The 22,598-nt window shown below is 66.2% G+C and carries 20 protein-coding genes and 1 pseudogene; 5 read left to right on the forward strand and 16 right to left on the reverse strand.

Going from position 1 to position 22,598, the window contains the following annotated elements; translation table 11 throughout:
* Position 1 precedes the first annotated feature (1 nt).
* The gene (locus tag CR105_RS01120) at positions 2-646 is read right to left on the reverse strand and encodes a LysE/ArgO family amino acid transporter (RefSeq protein ID WP_099786586.1); all 645 of its coding nucleotides are present in this window, start codon (positions 644-646) and stop codon (positions 2-4) included.
* A gap of 68 nt (positions 647-714) precedes the next feature.
* On the opposite strand from CR105_RS01120, the gene CR105_RS01125 reads away from it, so the two are divergent.
* Positions 715-1,611 carry a LysR family transcriptional regulator ArgP gene (locus CR105_RS01125; protein ID WP_099786587.1) on the forward strand — a complete coding sequence of 299 codons (897 nt, stop codon included), beginning with the start codon at positions 715-717 and terminating at the stop codon, positions 1,609-1,611.
* Between the two features lie 3 nt (positions 1,612-1,614).
* Here the strand turns inward: CR105_RS01125 and CR105_RS01130 are convergent, their stop codons facing one another.
* From CR105_RS01130 to CR105_RS01140, 3 genes are all read right to left on the reverse strand, one after another.
* Positions 1,615-2,520: a DUF3034 family protein gene (locus CR105_RS01130; RefSeq protein WP_099786588.1), complete on the reverse strand. Its 906-nt coding sequence runs from the start codon at positions 2,518-2,520 to the stop codon at positions 1,615-1,617.
* 75 nt (positions 2,521-2,595) lie between these two features.
* Positions 2,596-3,036 (reverse strand): group I truncated hemoglobin, encoded by a 441-nt coding sequence (locus tag CR105_RS01135; RefSeq protein ID WP_099786589.1) that lies wholly within the window; start codon positions 3,034-3,036, stop codon positions 2,596-2,598.
* Positions 3,037-3,042: 6 nt separating this feature from the next.
* Entirely contained in the window at positions 3,043-3,465 is a 423-nt protein-coding gene (locus tag CR105_RS01140) for a PaaI family thioesterase (RefSeq protein ID WP_099786590.1), read from the reverse strand.
* Positions 3,466-3,627: 162 nt separating this feature from the next.
* Here CR105_RS01140 and CR105_RS01145 point away from each other — a divergent pair, with 162 nt between their 5' ends.
* Together CR105_RS01145 and CR105_RS01150 are read left to right on the forward strand one after the other, a co-directional pair.
* Complete coding sequence (locus CR105_RS01145; RefSeq protein ID WP_099786591.1) at positions 3,628-4,728, forward strand: DUF3667 domain-containing protein; 1,101 nt, start codon at positions 3,628-3,630, stop codon at positions 4,726-4,728.
* 8 nt (positions 4,729-4,736) lie between these two features.
* Positions 4,737-5,300, forward strand: a complete 564-nt coding sequence (locus CR105_RS01150; protein ID WP_099786592.1) for a GNAT family N-acetyltransferase — start codon at positions 4,737-4,739, stop codon at positions 5,298-5,300.
* Positions 5,301-5,535: 235 nt separating this feature from the next.
* Here the strand turns inward: CR105_RS01150 and CR105_RS01155 are convergent, their stop codons facing one another.
* The 11 genes from CR105_RS01155 to CR105_RS01205 all read right to left on the reverse strand — a co-directional run bounded on the left by CR105_RS01155 (position 5,536) and on the right by CR105_RS01205 (position 17,904).
* A complete protein-coding gene (locus tag CR105_RS01155) occupies positions 5,536-7,545 on the reverse strand; it encodes a helicase-related protein (protein ID WP_099786593.1) in 2,010 nt (669 codons plus the stop codon).
* Between the two features lie 219 nt (positions 7,546-7,764).
* Complete coding sequence (gene fba / locus CR105_RS01160) at positions 7,765-8,829, reverse strand: class II fructose-bisphosphate aldolase (RefSeq protein WP_099786594.1); 1,065 nt, start codon at positions 8,827-8,829, stop codon at positions 7,765-7,767.
* 32 nt (positions 8,830-8,861) lie between these two features.
* Positions 8,862-9,572, reverse strand: coding sequence for a phosphoglycolate phosphatase (gene gph / locus CR105_RS01165; RefSeq protein WP_099786595.1), 711 nt, complete (start codon positions 9,570-9,572; stop codon positions 8,862-8,864).
* Positions 9,572-11,587 (reverse strand): transketolase, encoded by a 2,016-nt coding sequence (gene tkt / locus CR105_RS01170; protein WP_099786596.1) that lies wholly within the window; start codon positions 11,585-11,587, stop codon positions 9,572-9,574. The genes gph and tkt overlap by 1 nt, the downstream gene beginning before the upstream one ends.
* Before the next feature lie 12 nt (positions 11,588-11,599).
* A complete protein-coding gene (locus tag CR105_RS01175; protein ID WP_099786597.1) occupies positions 11,600-12,481 on the reverse strand; it encodes a phosphoribulokinase in 882 nt (293 codons plus the stop codon).
* Positions 12,482-12,504: 23 nt separating this feature from the next.
* A complete protein-coding gene (locus CR105_RS01180) occupies positions 12,505-13,584 on the reverse strand; it encodes a class 1 fructose-bisphosphatase (RefSeq protein WP_099786598.1) in 1,080 nt (359 codons plus the stop codon).
* Between the two features lie 19 nt (positions 13,585-13,603).
* The gene (rpe, locus tag CR105_RS01185) at positions 13,604-14,299 is read right to left on the reverse strand and encodes a ribulose-phosphate 3-epimerase (protein ID WP_099786599.1); all 696 of its coding nucleotides are present in this window, start codon (positions 14,297-14,299) and stop codon (positions 13,604-13,606) included.
* Positions 14,296-15,057, reverse strand: coding sequence for an HAD family hydrolase (locus CR105_RS01190; protein ID WP_099786897.1), 762 nt, complete (start codon positions 15,055-15,057; stop codon positions 14,296-14,298). Before CR105_RS01190 ends, rpe begins: the two co-directional genes overlap by 4 nt.
* On the reverse strand, positions 15,054-15,971 hold the full coding sequence (cbbX, locus tag CR105_RS01195) for a CbbX protein (RefSeq protein ID WP_099786600.1): 918 nt from the start codon (positions 15,969-15,971) through the stop codon (positions 15,054-15,056). The genes CR105_RS01190 and cbbX overlap by 4 nt, the downstream gene beginning before the upstream one ends.
* A gap of 17 nt (positions 15,972-15,988) precedes the next feature.
* Positions 15,989-16,408, reverse strand: coding sequence for a ribulose bisphosphate carboxylase small subunit (locus CR105_RS01200; protein WP_099786601.1), 420 nt, complete (start codon positions 16,406-16,408; stop codon positions 15,989-15,991).
* A 38-nt stretch (positions 16,409-16,446) separates the two neighbouring features.
* A complete protein-coding gene (locus CR105_RS01205) occupies positions 16,447-17,904 on the reverse strand; it encodes a form I ribulose bisphosphate carboxylase large subunit (protein ID WP_099786602.1) in 1,458 nt (485 codons plus the stop codon).
* A 126-nt stretch (positions 17,905-18,030) separates the two neighbouring features.
* Here CR105_RS01205 and CR105_RS01210 point away from each other — a divergent pair, with 126 nt between their 5' ends.
* The gene (locus tag CR105_RS01210) at positions 18,031-18,942 is read left to right on the forward strand and encodes a LysR family transcriptional regulator (RefSeq protein WP_099786898.1); all 912 of its coding nucleotides are present in this window, start codon (positions 18,031-18,033) and stop codon (positions 18,940-18,942) included.
* Here CR105_RS01210 and CR105_RS01215 read toward each other — a convergent pair whose 3' ends face one another.
* On the reverse strand, positions 18,943-21,423 hold the full coding sequence (locus CR105_RS01215; protein ID WP_229413538.1) for a TonB-dependent receptor: 2,481 nt from the start codon (positions 21,421-21,423) through the stop codon (positions 18,943-18,945).
* Positions 21,424-21,748: 325 nt separating this feature from the next.
* On the opposite strand from CR105_RS01215, the pseudogene CR105_RS01220 reads away from it, so the two are divergent.
* Positions 21,749-22,484: pseudogene (locus tag CR105_RS01220) on the forward strand (ZIP family metal transporter).
* Positions 22,485-22,598: the final 114 nt, after the last annotated feature.

A 22,598-nucleotide genomic window follows, 5' to 3' on the forward strand; every position in this document is an offset into this window, starting at 1 on the left:
ATCAAAACACGTGCCGCAGCAGCAGTAGCGCGGCCATGACGAACATCGTCACGCTGATCACGCCATCGAGGATGCGCCAGGCCGCCGGCCGCGCAAACCATGGCGCCAGCCAGCGCGACCCGAACCCCAGCAGCATGAACCAGCACAGGCTCGCGAAACTCGCGCCGGCGATGAACCAGCCGCGCATCACCGCCGGCTGCTGAGCGCCGATGCCGCCGACCAGCAGAACCGTGTCCAGATAAACGTGGGGATTGAGCAGCGTGAAGGCCGCGGCCTGCGCCAGCACGGCGCCGCGGCCCATGCCGGCGCCACTGTCCGACGCATTCAACTGGCCCGGCTGTTGCGCGCGGCGCAGCGCCTGCCATCCGTACACCGCCAGGAAAACAGCGCCGGCCAGCGCCAGCAGGCGCGCAAGGCGCGGACTGTCGCCGAGCGCCTGCGCCATGCCCATTACGCCGGCGGTCAACAGCGCCGCATCGGCCAGCGCGCAAAACAGCACGACGAGGCCGACGTGTTCGCGCCGCAGTCCCTGGCGCAGCACGAAGGCGTTCTGCGATCCGATCGCAACGATGAGGCCCAGGCCCAGGGCGTAACCCTGCGCAAAGACGGCGGAGACAAACGGAGCGATGGCGGTTGAAGTAGTCATGCCTCGATCTTGCCGCTCAGGGCCGATTAAGGCAAACTACCTTTACTTCATCCACATTAGACAACCTTATGCTGAACTACGCCGCCCTGTCCGCATTGTGTTCGGTGATCCGGGAGGGCAGCTTCGAGGGCGCCGCCCGCGCGCTCAGCGTGACGCCATCGGCGGTGTCGCAGCGTATCCGGCTGCTGGAAGAGCAGATGGGCTGTCCGCTCGTGGTGCGCGACCAGCCTTGCCGCGCCACCGAAACCGGGCGCCGCCTGTGCCAGCACGTCGACCGCGTGCAACTGCTGGAGCAGGATTTGCAGGAAGCGCTGCCGGCGCTGGCGCCGCAAGGCCTTGCGCGCGTGGCGCTGCCCATCGCGGTCAATGCCGACAGCCTGGCCACCTGGCTGGCGCCGGCCATGATGGCCTTCGCCGCGGAGAACCCTGTCTTGATGGAGGTGGCGGTCGACGACGAGACCCATACCGCCGAGTGGCTGCGCAGCGGCGCCGTGCTGGCCGCGGTGACCACCGTCGCGCGCCCTGCGCCCGGCTGCGACAGCCATCCGCTCGGATCGATGCGCTACCTGGCGGCCGCCAGCCCGGCGTTCGTACAGCGCTATTTTGCCGAGGGCGTCGGCGCCGCCACGCTGGCGAGGGCGCCGAGCCTCGTGTTCAGCCCGAAGGACGCGCTGCAGGCACGCTGGGTACAGCGCCTGTGCCATCGGCATGTGGAGATTCCGCGCCATACCTTGCCTTCACCGCAGGCGTTTGTCGGCGCGGCAGTGGCGGGAATGGGATGGGGGCTGCATGCGCGCCCGCTGGTGGCGCAGCATCTGGAGGATGGCTCGCTGGTCGAGCTGGTGCCGGGCACCCCGCTCGACATTGCGCTGCACTGGCAGCACGCCCGCGCCGCGGCAGGGCTGCTCGACCGTCTCAGCCGCGCGGTGCTGGCCGGCGCGCGCGCCGCGCTGATCCAGCCTTGATTATCAGAAGCCGGCCTGCACCGACAGGTACATGCCGCGCTGGCGCACTGGATTGAACACCGTGATATCGCCCAGCACCGCGTACGCCGCCGTCACCGACACGTGCTTGCTCGGGAACCAGGCGACGAAGGCGTCGTAATACGCCTTCTCGTTGTCGGCCCCCAGGTTGCGCGGCTTCATGCGGTATTCGACGCCGGCCACCAGTTTGCGGCTGATCATGTACGCCGCCGACACCTCGAGCCTGGCCTCGTAGCTGTCGCCCTTGTCGCCGCCGAAACCGAGCAGTCCCATCTGGTTGGCCTTGGTCGCCCGCAGCGTGCCGTTCAGCAGCAGGCTGTGGTCGAGCAGAATCTTGGTGGCCGCGACGTAGTAGTCGACGCCGTTGTCGTCCTTGGCGCCGAGCTGGGTGACCTTGGTGACGCCGAGCGCGCCGAGGCCGCCGATGCCCTTGTTGCGCTTGGCCATGACGCCGAGGGCAACCTGCGGCAGCGCGCTGTCCTGGTCGTACACCGCGTCGCCGATCAGCTTGACCTTGACGCCAAAGATATCCTGCTTGATGCGCAGGTCGTTCAGCGGCGCCAGGGAGCCGCGGAAATCCTGCGTCGCCAGCGACAGCTCGACGCGGTCGAACAGGCCGACCGCAACGCCGTAGGTGTCGAGCGAATAGTCCTGGGTCGTCACGCGCGTGTAGTAGGCGTTGGCGCCCCAGCTGTCGCGCGAGCCGTAGCCGCCGATCAGCGCCCACGGCGTCAAGCCGCCACCGCCCGCGCCTTCAAGCTGGCTGACGCCGCCGGTGGCGGTCAGCTTGCCCATGTCCGGCGTAACTTGCGCCAGCGCGGCGCCGGTGCTCAAACTTGCCGCCAGCAGCAGCGCGAAACGCTGTACGGCATGGCCAAAAATCGGGGGCATCGGATCTCCTGAAGGTGACCTCGTCTAGTTTATACAATTGCCCTTAGCCAACAAAGATTTATTTGGACGATGCGCTTATTTGGTCACAATCGCGCGTTGCATCGGCGCTAATTTTGCCACCAGCTTGTTCTGTACGTGCGACGGCACGCCGTTGCGTTCCATCGCGATCTGCAGGTCTTCGGCCAGCGCGTTGAACTGGGCGTTGGTCACTTTCAGGCCGCGGTGGACGTCGTTCATATCCTCGCCCTCGTAGACGCACGGCCCGCCGGTCAGCGCGCAGAACTGCTCTTCGAGGCGCATCGCCAGATTCTTCATGTCGGTGTCGACGAACGACTCCTTGATGCGCGGGTCGGCCTTGATCAGCGGGATCAAGGTGGCGACGATGTTCTTGATGCCCTGCTGGCCGCCGAGGCCGCGGTAAGTGACGTCGTCGGCCGCATGGACCGGTGCGAGCGATGCGAGCGCCAGCAAGGCGCCGGCGGCGATGGCGGAAAACCATGTGCGGGTGATGTTCATGGCGTTCTATTTTGGATATAGAACCATCTGCGTGCATCGGAAGATGGCGATGGTCTTGCCGTTGGCGGCGTTGGTCACGACCGCATCCCACACCTGCGTGGTGCGGCCCAGGTGCGCAGCTTTGGCCACTACCTCGATGGCGCCGTCGCGCGCGGTGCCGAGGTGGTTCGACTTCAGTTCGATGGTGGTGAAGTTGTCGGCCCCTTCCGGCAGGTTGACGCGGCAGGCGTAGCCGCAGGCGGTATCGGCCAGCGTGACGACGCTGCCGGCGTGCAGGAAGCCGTTCGGCGCCAGGTGATGCGGCTTGACGTCCATGCGCGCGGCTATTTCGCCTTCGCCGACGCGGGTGATCTCGATGCCGAGGTAGCCCGGAAAACGGCCTTCGCCGATCTTGTTCAACTGCTCGATCGTTACTTCCTTGGTTTTCATGACGGTCCTTTGTTCGATGCTTTCAGTGCGTCCGTCATCTTATGGGAATTTCACGCTGCACGGAAAAGACGACCGCTGAAAAACCACAACAATATTTTTCAATGAGGAAATGATACTATTTACCATTGGAAACATTTAATCGGCTAACGTTCGGGGAAATCCATGCAACTTGAATTCGAGCCTGCGGGCGCACTGGTCACCGCTACCCTGGCCGCCGGAGAAATCGAACGCGAAGGCGCCGCCATCGCCGGCAAGCCGGCGCACGGCAACTGCGCCAACTGCCAGACGGCGCTGACCGGCAGCTTTTGCCACGCCTGCGGCCAGCGCGACCATGTGCACCGCTCGCTGCTGCATCTCGGCGAAGAATTCCTGCATGGCCTGCTGCATTTCGACACCAAGGCCTGGCACACCTTGCCGCTGCTGGTGGCCAAGCCGGGCAAGCTGACGCGCGACTACGTTCAGGGCAAGCGCACGCGCTACGTCTCGCCGCTGGCGCTGTTTTTGTTCATGGTGTTTTTCATGTTCTTCGTCGTCTCGAGCCTTAGTAACAGCACCATGAACGGCGTGCCGGCGGAGGTGTCCGGCGCCACGGCAGGCCTGGAAAAGGATATCTTCAAGGCCAAGGCGAAGCTGGCGAAAGCCGAGGCCAAGCTCGCTGCCGCGCGCGAGCAGGGGGACAACGCCGGCGCCGCGCAGGCCGACGCCGACAAGGCGCGTTCCGAGCTTGGCGAGGAAGAGACAGCGCTACACGCAATCAATGCTGCCATTGCCGGCACCGAGGATGTGCGAGCGGGCGCAACCCATGTGCACAAGAGCGAGACCAAAGTCGACACCGGCCATCCGAAACTCGATGCGACGATCCGGCAGGCGATCAAGAATCCTGAATTCACGATCTACAAAATCAGGAACGCGGCTTCGAAGTTTTCGTTTTTGCTGGTGCCGATCTCGCTGCCGTTCTTGTGGCTGATGTTCTTCTGGAAGCGTGGCGTGACGATGTACGACCATGCAGTCTTCGCGCTGTACTCGCTGTCGTTCATGGCGCTGCTGGTGGTGACGCTGACGCTGCTGCAAAAGACCGGCATGAATTCACTAGTGGCGACGCTGGCTTTCGCGGTGCCCCCGCTGCACATGTTTCTGCAGCTGCGCGGCGCCTATTCGCTTGGCTTTGGCAGCACGCTGTGGCGCACGGTGGCGCTGCTGTGCGTGTCGGCGACGGTGTTGGTGATGTACCTGCTGCTGATCCTGTACCTGAGCGTGGCCTGATCGCCGCGATGCCGAGCATCCGCGCGGAAGACCCGGGCACGCCCGATGCGATCGAGCTGACGGACGAATTGTCGGCGGCGCTTGCTGCCATTACCGGCGACAGTGGCCGCGCCTCGCTCGCCCCAGATGACGTCCGTGTGGCGCGCTCACGCTTTGTGGTGGCGCGCGACGCTGATGGCCACCCCATCGGCTGCGCGGCGATACGCCCGCTGGGCGATGGCGTCGCCGAGATCAAGCGCATGTACGCCCGCCCCGGCAATCCGAGCACCGGCAGCGCGCTGCTGGCGTTCCTCGAAAGCGAAGCGACGGCACTGGGCTACCGCGCGCCGTGGCTCGAGACGCGCATCGTCAATCACCGGGCGGTCGGTTTCTACAGCGCGCGCGGCTATCGCGTGATCCCGAACTATGGCCGGTATGCCGGCAGGGCCGATGCAGTCCGCCTGGCCAAGCAGCTAGCTCCCCCGCCGGGGTCTCCCCCGCCGGGGTCAGTGCCGGCAATCGCACACGGCCCCATCCGTAACGCTAGGCGGGCGTGCGCCAAAGTCGAGCTCGTGTCCGATTGTCGGCACTGACCCCGGTGTAATTTACATCCGTAACGCTAGGCGGGCATGCGAGCCAAAGTAGAGCTCGTGTCCGATTGTCGGCACTGACCCCGGTGTAATTTAACGGCGTTTTTGGCCTGGCGTTGCCGGTCATCCCCGCCGGGGTCAGTGCCGGCAATCGCACACGGCCCCATCCGTAGCGCGAGGCGGGCGGTGCGCCAAAGTCGAGCTCGTGTGCGATTGCCGGCACTGACCCCGGTGTTACTTAACGGCGTTTTTTCACGCTGCCGCTGCCGGCGCCGGCGCCGGCGCCGCGCTGCTGCTTGCGCGCCGCCGCGTTTTGCGCCTGCAGGATCGCATCGACACGCTCGGAGGCGGCGCGCGACAGTTCCTGCGCCACTTCGACGCTCGGAAAATAGTCGGCCTGGCGGTAAGCCAGCCACGCGTAGGCCGAATAGCGCCGGCACGCGTCTTCCACCTCCTGCAGGTTCAGATAGCGCAATGAGCCGCCTTCCGGCTCGAGCTTGCAGATGCGCTTTTTCGCCAGCGACATCGCCCAGTGCTCCCACGCGCCCTGCAGCGACGGCACCTTGGTCGAAATCGGCACCAGCGAGAGCATGAATTTTTCGGCCACCGTCAGCGTCAAGGTGTCGAGCCAGATCGCCCGTTCGTTCTGTTCTTCGGTGATGCGCGGGTAGAAAAAGCCGTCCGGCACGTCGATGTTGTGGACGAAGCGCTTGAGCAGCTTGACCAGCGACGTTTCGTTGGTGACGGCGGCGATGCGGTGCAGGTTCTCGATCGACGGCGCCACGGCGAAACCGCTGGTCGACAGCGGCGCCAGCTTTTCCTTCAGCAGCGCGCGCATGACCTCGTGCGTCTCGTCGTCGTAGCCGGCGACGAAACCTTCCTCGTGCACGCCGAAGCGGCCGGCACGGCCGGCGATCTGGCGCGCCAGCGCGGCCGAAATCTCTTCTTCCTCGTAGCCGTTGTACTTGATCGCGGTGGTCATCACGATGCGCGCGATCGGCATGTTCAGGCCCATCGCCAGGGCGTCGGTGCCGACCACGATGTCGGCCGAGCCGTCGCGGAAGCGCTCGGCCTGGGCGCGCCGCACTTCCGGCGACAGGTTGCCGTACACGGTTGCCACCGACAGGCCCATCTCGGTGATCATGTCGCGCCACATCAGCACCTCGCGGCGCGAAAAGCAGATGACGGCGTCGCCGCGGCGCAGGTTGCGCAGCTTGCGCACCGCGGTCGGCTCCATCGCCAGCGGCGCCATGCGCTTGAGGACGTGCACCTCGAGCGGCACTTCGAGCCGTTCGGCCAGCGCCTCGACCGCGCGGCGCGCTTCCGGCGCGCCGACCAGGTACACCACCGACGCCGGCGCGCCGCACACGGCGGCGGTCCAGGCGGCGCCGCGGTCGCGGTCCGACAGCATCTGGATCTCGTCGATCACGGCGACATCGACGCGCCGGCGCGAATCGAGCATCTCGACGGTGCTGGCGACGTGGGTGGCGCCTTCGGCCAGGCGGCGCTCTTCGCCGGTGACCAGGCTGACCTTGAGTTCCTTGCCGTGCGGGCGCGCCGCCTGCATGCGCTCGAAGTTTTCCAGCGCCAGCAACCGCAACGGAGCAAGGTAGACGCCGCTCGGCGCCTTCATCAGCGCTTCCATCGCGCGGTGCGTCTTGCCCGAATTGGTGGGCCCCAGCAGCGCGATGAATTTGCGCGGCATGCGGCTGGCCACCTCGAACGAATCGGGATACTCGGCCAGGTTGATGCTTTGCTTGGTGCGCGCGGCGTGGCGCTCTTCCTGCTCGCGCTCGACGGCGTGGATGATGCGCTGGCGGATGCGGTCGTACACATGCTCGGCCGGGTCGGACGTCTGCAGCTCGGCCAGCGTCTGCAGGAACGTCATCGCATCGAAGTCGCAGTCGTCGGCCAGGTCGGAGATCTCGCGCACGAAGGCGGCGGCGCTATCGTGAAGGGCGTCGATGGCGGCCGCGCCGGCGCGTTCGAGCACCAGCGCACGCTGAGCCTCCGGATCCATCTTGCGCCATTTGCTTGGCTTGGCGAGCACGCCCTGGGCCGGCACCAGCTGGTAGGGCACGCGCAGGTCCTTGTGCCTGACCACGCCGGTGAAGCGGACGAAGACGCGCCCTTCCATTTTGACCAGCTGGACGCCCTTGGCCTGCAGCGCCGCATCGACCAGCAGGTTCTCGGTTTCGGCTTCGTCGCCTTCCGGCAAAGGAATGACGGGACGGGATGGGGATGACATGGATGGAAACACCGCTGATTTCGACAGACGAACTATATCTCGTCTGCGGCAGATGAGTCTCACCGATGGCGTCAGCGCCGGCGCCCCATCGGAGCTGACAGGAAAAGCGCGGCGCCCGGCCGCAGTATATTGAACGTCACCGAATGGCGCGGATGGACAGGAAACTGCTGGCTGAATGGATCCCGCAACGCCCTGGCTGCGGGAGCCGATCCGCGCGGCTCAGCGTGCCACGGCGCCCAGTTCGCCCTGGCGATAACGCCCGGCCATCCGTTCCAGCGGCACCACCTTGATGCTGGCTGCCTGGCCGGCCGAGCCGAACGCCTCGAAGCGCAGCAGGCAGATGTCCCTGGCCGCAGCCGTGGCGTCCCTGAAGAATTTGCGCGGGTCGAATTCGGACGGATTGATCGCCATGCTGCGGCGCATCGCCCCGCTCATCGCCAGCCGGATATCGGTGTCGATGTTCACCTTGCGCACCCCGTGCCGGATCCCTTCGAGGATTTCGTCCAGCGGCACGCCGTAGGTTTCCTTCATGTCGCCGCCGTACTGCCGGATGATGTCCAGCCACTCCTGCGGCACCGACGAAGAACCGTGCATCACCAGGTGGGTATTCGGGATGCGCGCATGGATTTGCTTGATCCGGCCGATGGCGAGAATGTCACCGGTCGGCTTGCGGCTGAACTTGTAGGCGCCGTGGCTGGTGCCGATGGCAATCGCCAGCGCGTCGACGCCGGTGCGCTGCACGAAGTCGGCCGCCTGGGCAGGATCGGTCAGCATCTGTTCGTGCGAAAGGATGCCCTCGGCGCCCGAACCATCCTCCTCGCCGGCCCGGCCCGATTCGAGCGAGCCGAGACAGCCGAGTTCACCCTCGACCGAGACGCCGGCGGAATGGGCGAACGACGCCACCTGGCGGGTAACCTCGACGTTGTACTCGTAGCTCGATGGTGTCTTCATGTCTTCCATCAGCGAGCCGTCCATCATCACGCTGGAAAAGCCCGAGCGGATCGACGCCTGGCATACCGCGGGACTGCCGCCATGGTCCTGGTGCATGCAGATCGGGATGTGCGGATAGGTTTCCACCGCCGCTTCCACCATCTTGCGCAAGAAGGCTTCGCCGGCATATTTACGCGCCCCGGCCGATGCCTGCAGGATCACCGGGCTGTCGCAGGCATCGGCTGCCTGCATGATGGCGAGGATCTGTTCGAGGTTATTGACGTTAAATGCAGGCACACCGTATTGGTGGTCCGCTGCATGATCGAGCAATTGGCGTAACGATACGAGCGACATGGCGATCTCCTTGGAAGTGGTTGGAATCTCTATCAGTGGTCCGTGGCGGGGCGACGCCAGGTTTGCTGGCAGCGGGCAGGCGCGGCGAGCAGCGCCGGCATCTCGGCCAGCGAGTCGATGAAGACCGCGCCGCGCATACCGGCGTGGCCGTCAGGCCCGGGGTAGCCGTAACGCACGACGAAGACCGGCATGAGCGCGGCCAGCGCGGCAGCGACATCGACGCTGGAGTCGCCAACCAGCACGCACAGCGCGGGGTCGGCGCCCATTTCGCGGCAGGCGTGCAGCAGCGGCTCGGGGTGCGGTTTCATCTGCGCGATCGAGTCGCCTGCCACCACCACCTCGAAGTACGGCGCCAGGCCGGTCATCGCCAGCAGCACGCCAGTGGGGGAGCGCGGCTTGTTGGTCACGCAGCCGAGGCGGTAGCCGGCCTCCAGTAAAGCGTCCAGGCCATCGAACACGCCCGGGAACACCTTGCCGAAGCGGCCGTTGGTATCCTCGTAATGGCGATGGAACAAGCGCTGCGCATGCTGCTCGTCCACTGCCGGCGCGATCGCGCTGGCCGCCAGCACACGCCGCACCAGGGTCGGCACGCCGTTGCCAATGAAGCCGCGGACCGTCTTGAACGGCAGCGGCGCCGCGCCGAGCGCCTGCACCATGCGGCCGGCCGCTTCGACGATGTCGGGCGCGGTATCGACCAGGGTGCCATCGAGGTCGATCAGGACCGACCGTGCGCCGGTGCCCATCACCGGCCCCTGATGACAGCGAGCGCGCATTCGGCCACGCGCGCGGGGGTGATGTCGAAGTGCGCATACAGCTGTTCGGCCGGGGCCGACTCGCCGAAGCTGTCGATACCGACCGTCATGCCGCGTTCGCCCACCACCGCACGCCAGAACCAGGTAACGCCGGCTTCGACGCTCACGCGCGGCACGCCGGGCGGCAGCACCGATTCGCGATATACCTTGTCCTGCGCATAAAAGGTCTCGACGCAGGGCATCGACACGACCCGCACTGCGACCTCTTCGAGCGCCAGCTGCCGCGCCGCGGCCACCGCGATTTCGACCTCCGATCCGGTCGCGATCAGCACCACATGCGGTTGCGCGCAATCGACCAGCACATAGCCGCCCAGCGCGATGGCGCCGAGCTGCGCGGCGGTGCGGCCGAACGGCGCCAGCGCCTGGCGCGACAGCACCAGGCAGGTCGGGCCATCGGCGCGCTGCAGCGCCGCCTGCCAGGCGACGGCCGTCTCGGCGCCGTCGCAGGGGCGCCACAGCCAGTTGTTCGGAATCAGGCGCAGGCTGGCCATGTGTTCCACCGGCTGGTGGGTCGGCCCGTCTTCGCCCAGGCCGATCGAGTCGTGCGTGAGCACATGGATCACGCGCTGCTTCATCAGCGCCGCCATCCGGATGGCGTTGCGGGAATAATCCGAGAACGTCAGGAAGGTGCCGCCGTACGGGATATAGCCACCGTGCAGGGCGATGCCGTTCATGATGGCGGCCATGCCGAATTCGCGCACCCCGTAGCTGAGGTAATTGCCGCTGCCATCGCGCTGCACCGGCCTTGACGCCTTGACATTGGTCAGGTTCGATCCGGTCAGGTCGGCCGAGCCGCCGAAAAATTCCGGCAGCTGCCGGCTGATGTGCTCCAGCACGACCTGCGAGGCTTTGCGGGTCGCCACCTTGTTGTGCAGGTCGCCCGGTTCGCGCACCAGTTGCGCCAGCTGTCCGGCCAGGCCGGCGGGCAGCGCGCCGGCGCTGCGGCGTTCAAGTTCGGCTGCCAGTTCGGGGAATGCGGCGCGGTAGGCGGCGAAGCGTGCACCCCACGCGGCCTGGCTGGCGCGGCCGGCGGCGCGCGCATCCCACGCGGCGGCGATTGGCGCCGGTATCTCGAATGGCGCCGCGCTCCATTTCCGCTCGATGCGCATGGCGGCGATTTCATCGACGCCGAGCGGGGCGCCGTGCACATCGTGGCCGCCCGCCTTGGTCGGCGCGCCATTGCCGATGACGGTCTTGCAGCAGATCAGGGTCGGGCGCGCGTGCTGCGACCTGGCGTCGATGATGGCGCGGTCGAGCGCCGCGGCGTCGTGGCCGTCGACCGCGGCGATCACATTCCAGCCGTAGGCTGCGAAGCGCCGCGGCGTGTCGTCGGTGAACCAGCCCTTGACGTCGCCGTCGATCGAGATGCCGTTGTCGTCATAGAAAACGATCAGCTTGCCCAGCCCAAGGGTTCCGGCCAGCGAACAGACTTCGTGGCTGATGCCCTCCATCAGGCAGCCGTCGCCGACGAACACGTAGGTGTGATGGTCGATGACGTCGTGGCCGGGCCGGTTAAAGCTCGCCGCCAGCATTTTTTCTGCCAGCGCCATGCCGACCGCATGGGCCAGGCCCTGGCCGAGCGGGCCGGTGGTGGTTTCGACACCGGGCGTCAGGCCCACTTCCGGATGCCCCGGGGTGCGCGCATGCAGCCGGCGGAACTGCTTGAGCTGCCCGATCGGCAGGTCGTAGCCGGTCAGGTGCAGCAGGGAGTACAGCAGCATCGACGCGTGGCCGTTCGACAGCACGAAACGGTCGCGGTCAAGCCAGTGCGGGTCGGCCGGATTGTGACGCAAGTGGCGCCGCCACAGCACGTCGGCCATTTCGGCCATGCCCATCGGTGCGCCCGGATGGCCGGACTTCGCCTGCTGGACGGCGTCGGCGGCGAGGAAGCGCAGGGCGTCGGCGGTGGCGGCGCCGGCCACCACGGTTTTATCGGCAGCGTTCATGATGTACTTTCCTTAGTTGTCGAGGGCGCGCTTTTTGCGCTCCATCATGCGCAGGATGAAGGGCGTGAAGATCAGCTGCATGGCCAGTTCCATCTTCCCGCCCGGGACCACGATGGTGTTCGCGCGCGACATGAACGAGGCCGGCACCATGTTCAGCAGGTACTGGAAATCGATGCCTTTCGGGTCGGCGAAGCGGATCACCACGAAGCTTTCGTCGGGCGCCGGAATTTCGCGTGCGATGAAGGGGTTCGAGGTATCGACGCACGGCACGCGCTGGAAGTTGACATGGGTGCGCGAGAACTGCGGGCAGATATGGTTCACGTAATCGGGCATGCGGCGCAGGATGGTGTCGGTCACCGCCTCGGTCGAATAGCCGCGCTTCGATTTGTCGCGCCACAGCTTCTGGATCCACTCCAGGTTAATCACCGGTACCACGCCGATCAGCAGGTCCGGATGCTGCGCGATGTTGATCGTGTCGCTGACGACGCCGCCATGCAGGCCTTCGTAAAACAGCAGGTCGGTGTCGCCCGGCAGGTCCTCCCAGGGCGTGAAGGTGCCTGGATCCTGCGCGTATGGCGCCGCTTCCTCGTCATCGTGCAGGTACTTGCGGTGCCTGGCGGTGCCGCTGCGCGCGTAGTTGTGGAACAGCGCTTCGAGCTCGGCGAACAGGTTGGTGTCCGGTCCAAAATGGCTGAAGCGCATGTCGCCGATCTGTTCGGCGGCGGCCAGCTTTTCCTTCATTTCGTTGCGATTGTAGCGATGAAAACTGTCTCCTTCGATGATCACGGACTGGATTTTTTCACGGCGAAAAATGGCTTCAAACGTGCGCGTGACGGAGGTGGTTCCAGCGCCCGAGGAGCCGGTGATGGCGATGATCGGATGACGTTCGGACATGATGAACTTTCAGAAGTGGTTGATCAGGCAGGCATCCGGAACAGGCTGCGTTCATTAAACAGCGGATTGGGCATCTCGACCGGCTGCAGGTCGTTGTGATAGCGCTCGATGCGCTCCACCTCATGGCGCGAGCCGAACACCAGGCCGATGCGCTGGTGCAGCGAGGACGGCTGCACTGCGAGCACCGGCTGGCGCCCGGTGCTGGCGCGCCCGCCGGCCTGCTCGATGACGAAGCCGATCGGATTAGCTTCATACAGCAGGCGCAGGCGCCCCGGCTTGCTGGCGTCCTTGCTGTCGCGCGGGTACAGGAAGACGCCGCCGCGCATCAGGATGCGGTGCGCCTCGGCCACCATCGAGGCAATCCAGCGCATGTTGAAATCCTTGCCGCGCACTCCGGTCCGGCCGGCCAGGCATTCGTCGACATAGCGCTTTACGGGCGGTTCCCAGAAGCGGCTGTTGGACGCATTGATGGCGAATTCGCTGGTGTCCGCCGGTACCTGCATGGCCGGATGCGTGAGCATGAATTCGCCCAGGTTGACGTCGAGCGTGAAGCCGTTGACGCCATTGCCGACGGTGAGCACCAGCATGGTGGCCGGACCATAGACGGCATAGCCGGCGGCCACTTGCCCGGCGCCGGCCTGGAGGAAATCCTGCTCGGTGACCGCCGCTTCGCCCATCGGCGCGCGCAGCACCGAGAAGATGCTGCCGACCGAGACGTTGACGTCGATGTTGGACGAGCCGTCCAGCGGATCGAACACCAGCAGGTATTTCCCCTTCGGGTAGCAGTCGGCAATCTGGTAGGGCGATTCCATCTCTTCGGAGGCCATCCCGGCCAGGCAGCCGCACCATTCGTTCACCTGCAGGAAGACCTCGTTGCTGACGACGTCCATCTCTTTCTGGGTTTCGCCCTGGACGTTGACGGCGCCGCCGACGTCGCCGTGGCCGCCTTCGAGCAGCGCGCCGCAGGCGACCTTGCGCGCGATCGACTTGCAGGCCAGCGCGACGTTCAGGATAAGGCTGTTGAAATCGCCGCTGGCGTCCGGGAAGCGGCGCCGTTCTTCGATCAGGAACTGGGTCAGGGTGAGGCGATGGGGCGTTGTCATGGCAAACTCCAGGCAAGGGTTATCGGGTGTCGGCGTGCGCGCGCAGGCGCTGCAGGATGGCGCGGTAGCCGCCGTCGTTGTCGGGCGCGCCGAACACCGCGCTGCCGGCCACGAAGGTGTCCGCGCCGGCGGTGCGTATGGCGCCAATGTTGTCCGCGTTGACGCCGCCGTCGACCTGCAGCCAGATGTCCTGGCCGCCGCCGGCGACGTGGGCATCGATGCGCGCGCGTGCCGCCGCCAGCTTCGGCAAGGTCGCCGGAATGAATTGCTGGCCGCCGAAGCCGGGGTTGACGCTCATCAGCAGGACCATGTCGAGCTTGTCCATCACGTGATCGAGCACGGACAGCGGGGTCGCCGGGTTGAGCGCCAGCCCGGCCTTGCAACCGAGCTGGCGGATCATGGCCAGCGTGCGGTCGACGTGGCGGCTGGCCTCCGGGTGGAAGGTGATGATGCGTGCGCCGGCCTGCACGAACAGCGGGATCAGCGCGTCGACCGGTTCGACCATCAGGTGGACGTCGAGCGGGATCGTGACGTGCGGGCGGATCGCCGCGCACACCAGCGGGCCGATGGTGAGGTTGGGGACGTAATGGTTGTCCATCACGTCGACGTGCACCAGGTCGGCGCCGGCCGCCTCGATGGCGCGCACTTCGTCGCCGAGCCGCGCGAAGTCGGCCGACAGGATCGACGGCGCAATGCGAACAGGCTGGGTGTTCATGTCACCGCCTCGGGAAGGGTGCAGGAGTGCCAGCGGCGCAGCGCCGCCAGGTCGACCCAGCGCTGGTCAAGGCCGGGAACCGTGATCGGCTGGTCCGGATCGCCCAGGTGCGGCAACTGCATCAGCGCGGCGCCGAACTGGTGACCGCGCGTGTAGGCGGACGGCGTGACAACGGTTGCGATGCCGGCCGCGCAGGCTGCGCGCAGGCCGTTTTCCGAATCCTCGATCGCGATGCAGCCGGCAGCCGGCAGTCCAAGCGCCGCCAGCGTGGCCAGGTAGACATCCGGCGCCGGTTTCTTGCGGCCGGCCGTGGCGCCGTCGCACACGGCGGCGAACAGCGCGCGCCAGTTGCTGCCCAGCGGGGTGCGCAGCAGCGCGTCGATGTTGGCCGGCGTGGTGGTGGTGGCGATCGCGATCGGCAAGCGCGCCGCTTCGGCCTCGCGGATCAGGCGCAGGATGCCGGGTCGCAGCGGCAGCTGGCCGGCGCCGGCCAGCGCGTCGTAATGGCGCGTCTTGATGGCGTGCACCGCCGCGATGGTCTCCTTGACCTTGCGGCCGTCCGCCTCGTCCGGATCGACCAGGCGCCAGTAGTAGTGCAGCCGCTCCTTGCCGCCGGTGACGTCGAGCAGGCTGGCGTACAGCGACTCGTGCCAATGCCAGTCGAGGCCGACCTCGCGGAAGGCGGCGTTGAACGCCTGCCGGTGCGCGCTCTCGGTATCGGCCAGAGTGCCGTCCACATCGAAAATGAGTGCTTTCAGCATGGCGCCTGCTCCCTGACGGGAAGCGAAAATACCCGGCTGGCCAGCAGGTCTGGCGCGGTGATGGTCGTCAGCGCGGCGTCGTCGGCCAGCGCGTCGGGCTGGCCCATCAGGCGCGAGGCGTGCCGCAGCCTGGCGCGGTCGAGCGCGTTGCGCACGCTACGCGCGTTGGCGAAATGCGGCTGCGCCATGCGCCGTTCCAGGTAGTCGGTAAACACCCGCGCGGCCTCGTCGTCGAAGCGGTAGTGCATGGTGCTTAACATCAGGCCGGCGATCTGGCCCAGTTCAGCGACGCCGTAATCGGGAAAATCGATGTGATGCGCGATGCGCGACGACATGCCCGGATTGGAGGCGAAGAAGGTGTCCATCCGGTCCTTGTAGCCGGCGAGGATGACGACCAGGTCGTCGCGCTGGTTTTCCATCACCTGCAGCAGGATTTCGATCGCCTCCTGGCCGTAATCGCGTTCGTTCTCGGGACGGTACAGGTAGTAGGCCTCGTCGATGAACAGCACCCCGCCCATCGCCTTCTTCAGCACTTCGCGCGTTTTCGGCGCCGTGTGGCCGATGTACTGGCCGACCAGGTCGTCGCGGGTGACGGCCACCAGGTGGCCTTTGCGGACGTAGCCGAGCTTGTGCAGGATGGCCGCCATGCGCAGCGCGACGGTGGTCTTGCCGGTGCCCGGGTTGCCGGAAAAGCTCATGTGCAGGCTGGGCGCGCCGGCCGCGAAGCCGCGTTCGGCGCGCAGCTTGTCGACCAGCAGCAGGGCGGCGATGTCGCCGATGCGCTGCTTGACCGGCGCCAGGCCGATCAGCTCGCGGTCGAGCTGCGCCAGCAGCCCGGTGATGCCGGAGGCGGCCAATGCCGCGGCGAACGGGTTGCCAGGCGCTGGCGCGGGGAGCTCGCTGATGTCCATGATGTTCGCCCCGCGCCTTAGTAGCGCGCGCCTTCCGGCTGCGCCTGCACCGCGTAGCTCTCGACGCTGTAGCGCACCGTGCGGCCGGCCACTTCATGGCGCACCAGCCGAAAGCCCGGCTCGACCTTGGGGCGGTTGACGATGAACGCCATCACGATCGATTCGGTGCCGGCGCTGGAATCGAAAGCCGTCATGCGGATGTAGTAGTTGGCGAAGGTGTCGCGGCAGCTGGCCAGTTCGGCCATGATGCCGGCCGGGTCGCGCAGGTCGAACATGGGCGGGCCGAACATTTCCCAATAGGTGTTGCGCGGATGCGGGTCGTCGGTATATTCGATCGCCAGCGCCCAGCCCTTGGCCAGGCAATAGTCGACCTGGCGGGTGATCTGGGCGTCGGTCAGATCGGGCAGGAATGAAAACGTGCCTTGAGTAATACGCATGATGTGTCCTCTTGAATAGGGTTGGCGCCGCCCGGCGGTCAGGAAACCGACGCCGTCGGGGTGAAATCGGAGGTGTCGGTCGAGGCATAGTTAAACGAGATCTCGCCCCAGGTATCGAGCGCCGCCTTCAGCGGCGTGCACCATTTGGCGGCCTCGCGCAGGATTTCCGGCCCCTCGTTCTTGATGTCGCGCCCTTCGTTGCGAGCCAGCACCATCGTTTCGAGCGCCACCCGGTTGGCCACCGCGCCCGCCTGGATGCCCTGCGGATGGCCGATGGTGCCGCCGCCGAACTGCAGCACGACGTCGTCGCCGAACAGGTCGAGCAGCTGGTGCATCTGGCCGGCGTGGATGCCGCCGGAGGCGACCGGCATCACCTTGCGCAGCGAACCCCAGTCCTGGTCGAAGAAGATCCCGCGCGGCAGGTCCATTTTGGTCTGCGTGTCGCGGCAGATGTTGTAGTAGCCCTGCACCGTCATCGGGTCGCCTTCGAGCTTGCCGACCGCGGTGCCGGTGTGCAGGTGGTCGACGCCGCACATGCGCAGCCACTTGGCGATTACGCGGAACGACACGCCATGGTTCTTCTGGCGGGTGTAGGTGCCGTGGCCGGCGCGGTGCATGTGCAGCATCATGTCGTTCTGGCGGCACCAGTAGGACATCGACTGGATTGCAGTCCAGCCGACCACCAGGTCGATCATCACGACGACCGAGCCTAGCTCCCTGGCGAATTCGGCGCGGCGGTACATTTCCTCCATGGTGCCGGCGGTGACGTTCAGGTAGTGGCCCTTGACTTCGCCGGTGGCGGCCGTGGCGCGCTGCACCGCTTCCATGACGAACAGGAAGCGGTCGCGCCAGTGCATGAAAGGCTGCGAGTTGATGTTCTCGTCGTCCTTCATGAAGTCGAGCCCGCCCTTGAGGCCCTCGTACACCACGCGGCCGTAATTGCGCCCCGACAGGCCCAGCTTCGGCTTGGTGGTCGCGCCCAGCAGCGGGCGGCCGAACTTGTCGAGCCGTTCGCGTTCGACGATGATGCCGGTCGGCGGGCCGGGGAATGTCTTGATGAAGGCGACCGGGAACTTCATGTCTTCCAGCCGCGCCGCCTTCAGCGGCTTGAAGCTGAACACGTTGCCGATGATCGACGCGGCGACGTTGGCGATCGAGCCTTCTTCGAACAGCGACAGGTCGTAGGCGACCCAGCAGAAATACTGGCCGGGATTGTTGGGCACCGGGTCGACCCGGTACGCCTTGGCGCGGTACTGGTCGCAGGCGGTCAGGCGGTCGGTCCAGACCACGGTCCAGGTGGCGGTCGACGATTCGCCCGCCACCGCGGCGGCCGCTTCGATGGCGTCGACGCCGTCTTGCGGGGTGATGCGGAACACCGCCAGCACGTCGGTTTCCTTCGGCACGTAGTCGGCGTCCCAGTAGCCCATCTGGGCGTATTTCAGCACGCCGGCGGTGTAGCGCTTCTTCGAGTCCATGATCTGTCCAGTGCCGTCCATCGGTTTCTCCTTGGTGGGGCCGCGGCCCGTTGAGCTATCCATGGACTTCACTATATAAATTGTCTACTATCAGGTCTAATCAATAAGATAATCGATTGCATAAGCTGGAACTGATAGGTGGTCGCCATGCGCCGTTACACGCTTCGTCAACTCGACACCTTCCTCGAGGTCGCCCGCCAACTGTCGGTCTCGCGCGCGGCGGAGGTGCTGCACGTCACCCAGCCGGCGGTGTCGATGCAGATCCGCCAGCTCGAAGAAATCGTCGGCATCGCGTTGTACGAGCAGGTCGGACGAAAAATCGCCCTGACCGATGCCGGCCTGGACTTCGAGGCGTATGCGATCGGCGCGGTGGCGCAACTGAAGCAGCTGGACGACGCGATGGCGCAGCGGCGCGGCCTCAAGAAGGGCCGGGTGACGCTGGCAATGGTCAGCACGGCGAAGTACTTCGTGCCGATGCTGCTGGTGAAGTTTCGCAAGCGCTTCCCGGACATCGAGGTGTCGCTGCAAATTCATAACCGCGAAAGCATCATGCAGCTGCTGACGCGCAACGAGATCGACCTGGTCATCATGGGGCGCGCGCCGGACACCATCGATTGCGTCGCCACCGCGTTTGCCACCAATCCACTGGGGGTCATCAGTTCACCCGAGCATCCTTTGTCGCGCCGGCGCGCCGCGCCGCTGTCGATCCTCGATGAACAGCAATTCGTGGTGCGCGAGAGCGGCTCCGGCACCCGCCAGGCGATGGAGCGCCTGTTCGCCGAGAACAACATTCAGCCGCGCATCGTGATGGAAATGCCGAGCAACGAAACCATCAAGCAAGCCGTCATGGCGGGCATGGGGCTGAGCTTCCTGTCGCTGCGCACGATCCGCCACGAACTCGCTTCGGGCCACCTGGTGCTGCTCGACGTCGCCGGCCTGCCGCTGGTGCGGCATTGGCACATCACGCACCTGGCGGCGAAACGGCTGTCGCCGGCGGCCAGGCAATTCAAGTCCTTCCTGATCGAAGAAGCAGGGCCGCTGATCAAGCTGTGGGCCTGACTAGAACACATGGCGCAGCCGCAGCGACACGGCGCGCGGCGCACCCGGCGTGAAGAAGCTGGTGCCGTCGCTGTCGGTATTGCGCAGCGCGCCGTCGGCAGCGAAGGCGAACGGGCCCAGCTGGCCGACCGAGGCGTAGCGGCGATCGGCCAGGTTGCTGACGTTGGCCGACAGCGTCCATGCGACGTCCGGCTGGTAGCTGACATTGAGGTTGACGACGGCGTAACCGGGCACATGGCCGGCGCCAAACGAACTGATGCCGTCCGGGCTGAGCACGCCGGCCACATGCAGGTTGTTCTCGTTGCCGCGCACGAAACTGCGGCCGATGGCAATCACCTGCAGGCCAGCCGACCAGAACGGCCGCCACTGGTAGCCGGCGGCCGCTTTCAAGATGTGGCGCGGAATCGACGGGATCCGGTCGCCGCGCCGGACATTGACGGCGCCGCCCTCGGCACCGCTGTTGGCCTGGCTGCCGAGCCGTTCGGGTGACTGGTAGGTCGCCCTCAGCCAGGTGTAGTCCGCGCTCAGGCTGAGGCGGTCGCCAACGCTGGATATGCCGGCTTCGACACCTGCGCGGCGGGTCTTGCCGACGTTCTTGAAGTAACCGGTCGAGGCAGTGTTGGCGACGAAGATGATGTCGCGATGATTATCCCCGCGAAACAGGCCCAGGTTCCAATGGCTGCGCCCGGCCAGCTTGCCGCGCAGGCCAGCTTCCCAGGTGGTCGAGACGACCTGGTCGAGCGGCGGGTCGCCCGCCATCGAGTTGGGCAGGCGGCAGCCGAAATTCGGATCTGCGCAGCCGAGTTCGATGGAAGTCGGAGTGCGGCTGCTTTCGCTGTAGCCGGCGTAGGCGTTGAGCGCGCGGCTGGGCGTGAAGCTGACGCCGACGGCCGGATTGAAGCGGCGGAACAGGTGGTCGCCGTCGAGCGAGCCGCGCTGTTCGCCCTGCGTGGTGGCGTTATTGTAGGGGAACAGGTGGTCGCTGTTGGCCAGCCGGGTGCGGTTGTAGCGGGCCGACAAGGTCAGGTGCCAGGCGGTGCCGAGCGACAGCGTGTCGCTGCCGAACACGCTCCAGGTGTGCGCCCTGCCGTCCAGGTCGACGCGCTGGTCGAAGGCCTCTTCCGAATCCTGGCTGCCGTCGGCGAACGCCGCCACGGCGGTGATCGAGCGATCCGGATTGAGGTAGCCGAACTGGGACGACTGCAGAAAGCGGACGCGGCTGGCGTCGTAGCCGACGCCGGCCACGCCCTGGTTGCGGTAGCCCTGCCCCTGCGTGACGAAAGTCACTTGCGCGGACAGCCCGGCGTTTTGCTGGCCGCTGGCGGTGGTCGTGACCAGGCCGGTGCATTTCTCGTTTGGCTCGGCATTGCGCCCGGCATGGGCGATGCAGCGCCAGCTCGGGAAGCCGGCGCTGTTTTCCGCCGCCGGGTTGCCGAAGCCGTTGGCGCCGAGCCAGACACGGTCGGCCGGCTGGCCCGTGTAGTAGACCGATCCGCCCAGCGCTTCGTCGTTCAGGTCGCCGTTATGCGTGGCCGTGCGGGTGTTGCGGTAATACGCATTGGCGGCCAGCTGCAGCCAGTCGGACAGCCGCGATTGCGCTTCCAGGTTGACGAAACTGGCGTGGTTGGCGGTCGTGTCCGGCTTGGTGAACACGCTCGCACGGCGCTCCTCGAGCATCTGCGCTTCCTGCAAGCCGTTGCCGTTGAGCCTGCTTCGGGCATAGGCGTAGGTCAGCTTCAGCGACGAGCGCGCATCGTGCCAGCCCAGCTTGCCGAACACCTGGCCCAGGCGCGAGGGGGAATCGTCGCGCCATCCGGCTTCGCGCCAGCCGTTGGCGACCAGCAGCCAGTCGAGTCCGTTGGCGCTGCTGCCGCCGTGGCGCAGGCCGACGTTGCGGCGGCCGAAACTGGCGACCGACGCTTCCAGCGCCGTGCCGGGATCGGTCTGGCCATCTTTGGTACGGATCGCCAGCGCGCCGCCCAGGGTGTTCAGGCCGAACAGGGGATTGGCGCCGGCCATCAGGCTGACCGAGGCGATGGCCTCCTTCGGGATCAGGTCCCACAGCACCACATCGCCGAAAGGCTGGTTCAGCCGCACGCCATCCATGTACACCGACAGTCCCTGCGGGGTGCCCAGCAGCGGAGAAGCGGTGTAGCCGCGGTAGCTGACATCCATCATCAAGGGGTTGCCCTGGTTGTCGTTGAGGTGCACGCTGCCCAGGCTGCGGTTGAGGAAGTCGGACAGGTCGAGGGCGCCGCTGCGTTCGATGTCGCCGGCGCTGGCGGTCTGCAGCGCGCTGGCGACCTGTTCTTTTTGCAGGCCGACGCCGGCCAGCGGGGTGCTCGCCACGATGAAGACCTGCGCCATCGGCGCCGGCTCGCTCGCCCGCGCCGCCGCTGCCAGGACCAGCAGCGGTACCAGGACCAGTAAAAGGGCAGGTGTGGTGGCAGGCAGGAAGCGGCCTAACTTAATTTTCGACATCATTTCTTCGACAGTTCTCCATGCAGTTTCGTCGGCGGCCCGCAAAGTAGGGGGGGGCAGAATGCATAAGGCAGTAATCGCGCCAGCGGGCAACAACGGGGCGCGGCAAGGCAAACACGTGGCGCCGGTTCATTGTTACAAAGCAGCATGTTCTATTTGCTGAACAAGGCTGGCGGGGGCCTGTACCGGAAACGGACCAGCGCGCCCGATGGCGCCGCCGGCGAGGCTAAAGCCGGGCTCGGCATGGAAGTTGCGTATGTCCAAGCGTGCCACATCGCGCACGCAGTCCCCGTCACAAGGAACGACCATCGACGCCACGCTGCAAATGATCCTCCTGACCACCGCGCTAGCCGGCGCCATCACCATTTCGGCGGCCGCGGCGCTGTCGTATTCGTTGCGGACGAGAATGGTCGAACGCGTGCTCAGCCTGTCGACCGGGCTGCTGCTGGGCGCCGCCCTGTTGTATGCCTTGCCGCTGGCGTTCGAAGCGACCGCCGACAAGCGCAGCCTGTGCGCCACCTTGCTGGCCGGCCTGCTGTCGTTCTTCGTGCTCGAAAAATACGCGACCCTGCAGCGCGCCCGGCGGCGTCCGGGCCAGGCGCCGCAGCGGACAGGCAAGGCGGGCTGGATGATCCTGGTCGGCGATGGCCTGCATAATTTTACCGACGGCATCCTGATCGCCGCCGCCTTCCTCGCCAGGCCGGAACTGGGCGTGCTCACCGCGCTGGCGATCGGCGCCCACACACTGGCGCGCGAGGTTGGCGACTTCATCATCTTGCTCGATGCCGGCTATTCGCGCCGCCGTGCGCTGGTGTGCAACCTGCTGTGCAGCAGCCTGGCGGCGGCCGGTGGCCTGGTCGGCTACCTGGCGCTGGCGCGCGGCATGGATGCCGCATGTGCTGGTGCTGGCGGCGTCCGGCTTCCTGTACATCGCGCTGAGCGACCTGATGCCGAAAATCCAGCAAGCGGCGTCGGCGCGCGACACCGTCGTGCAAATGCTGCTGCTTGGGGCCGGCGTCACGCTGGTGCTGTACCTGCCCGACCGCGTATCCGTGTACTGAAATGCACATTCGCTTTTTTGTAACCTCCGGTATGCATAACGGAGTATTCTTGAACAGCAGCTGCCGTTTTTTCATCGATCAAAGCAATAATAGTCCATAAAGTGGCACTGGCTG

The sequence above is a fragment of the Massilia eurypsychrophila genome, from assembly GCF_002760655.1.
Taxonomy (GTDB): Bacteria; Pseudomonadota; Gammaproteobacteria; order Burkholderiales; family Burkholderiaceae_D; genus JAFCUW01.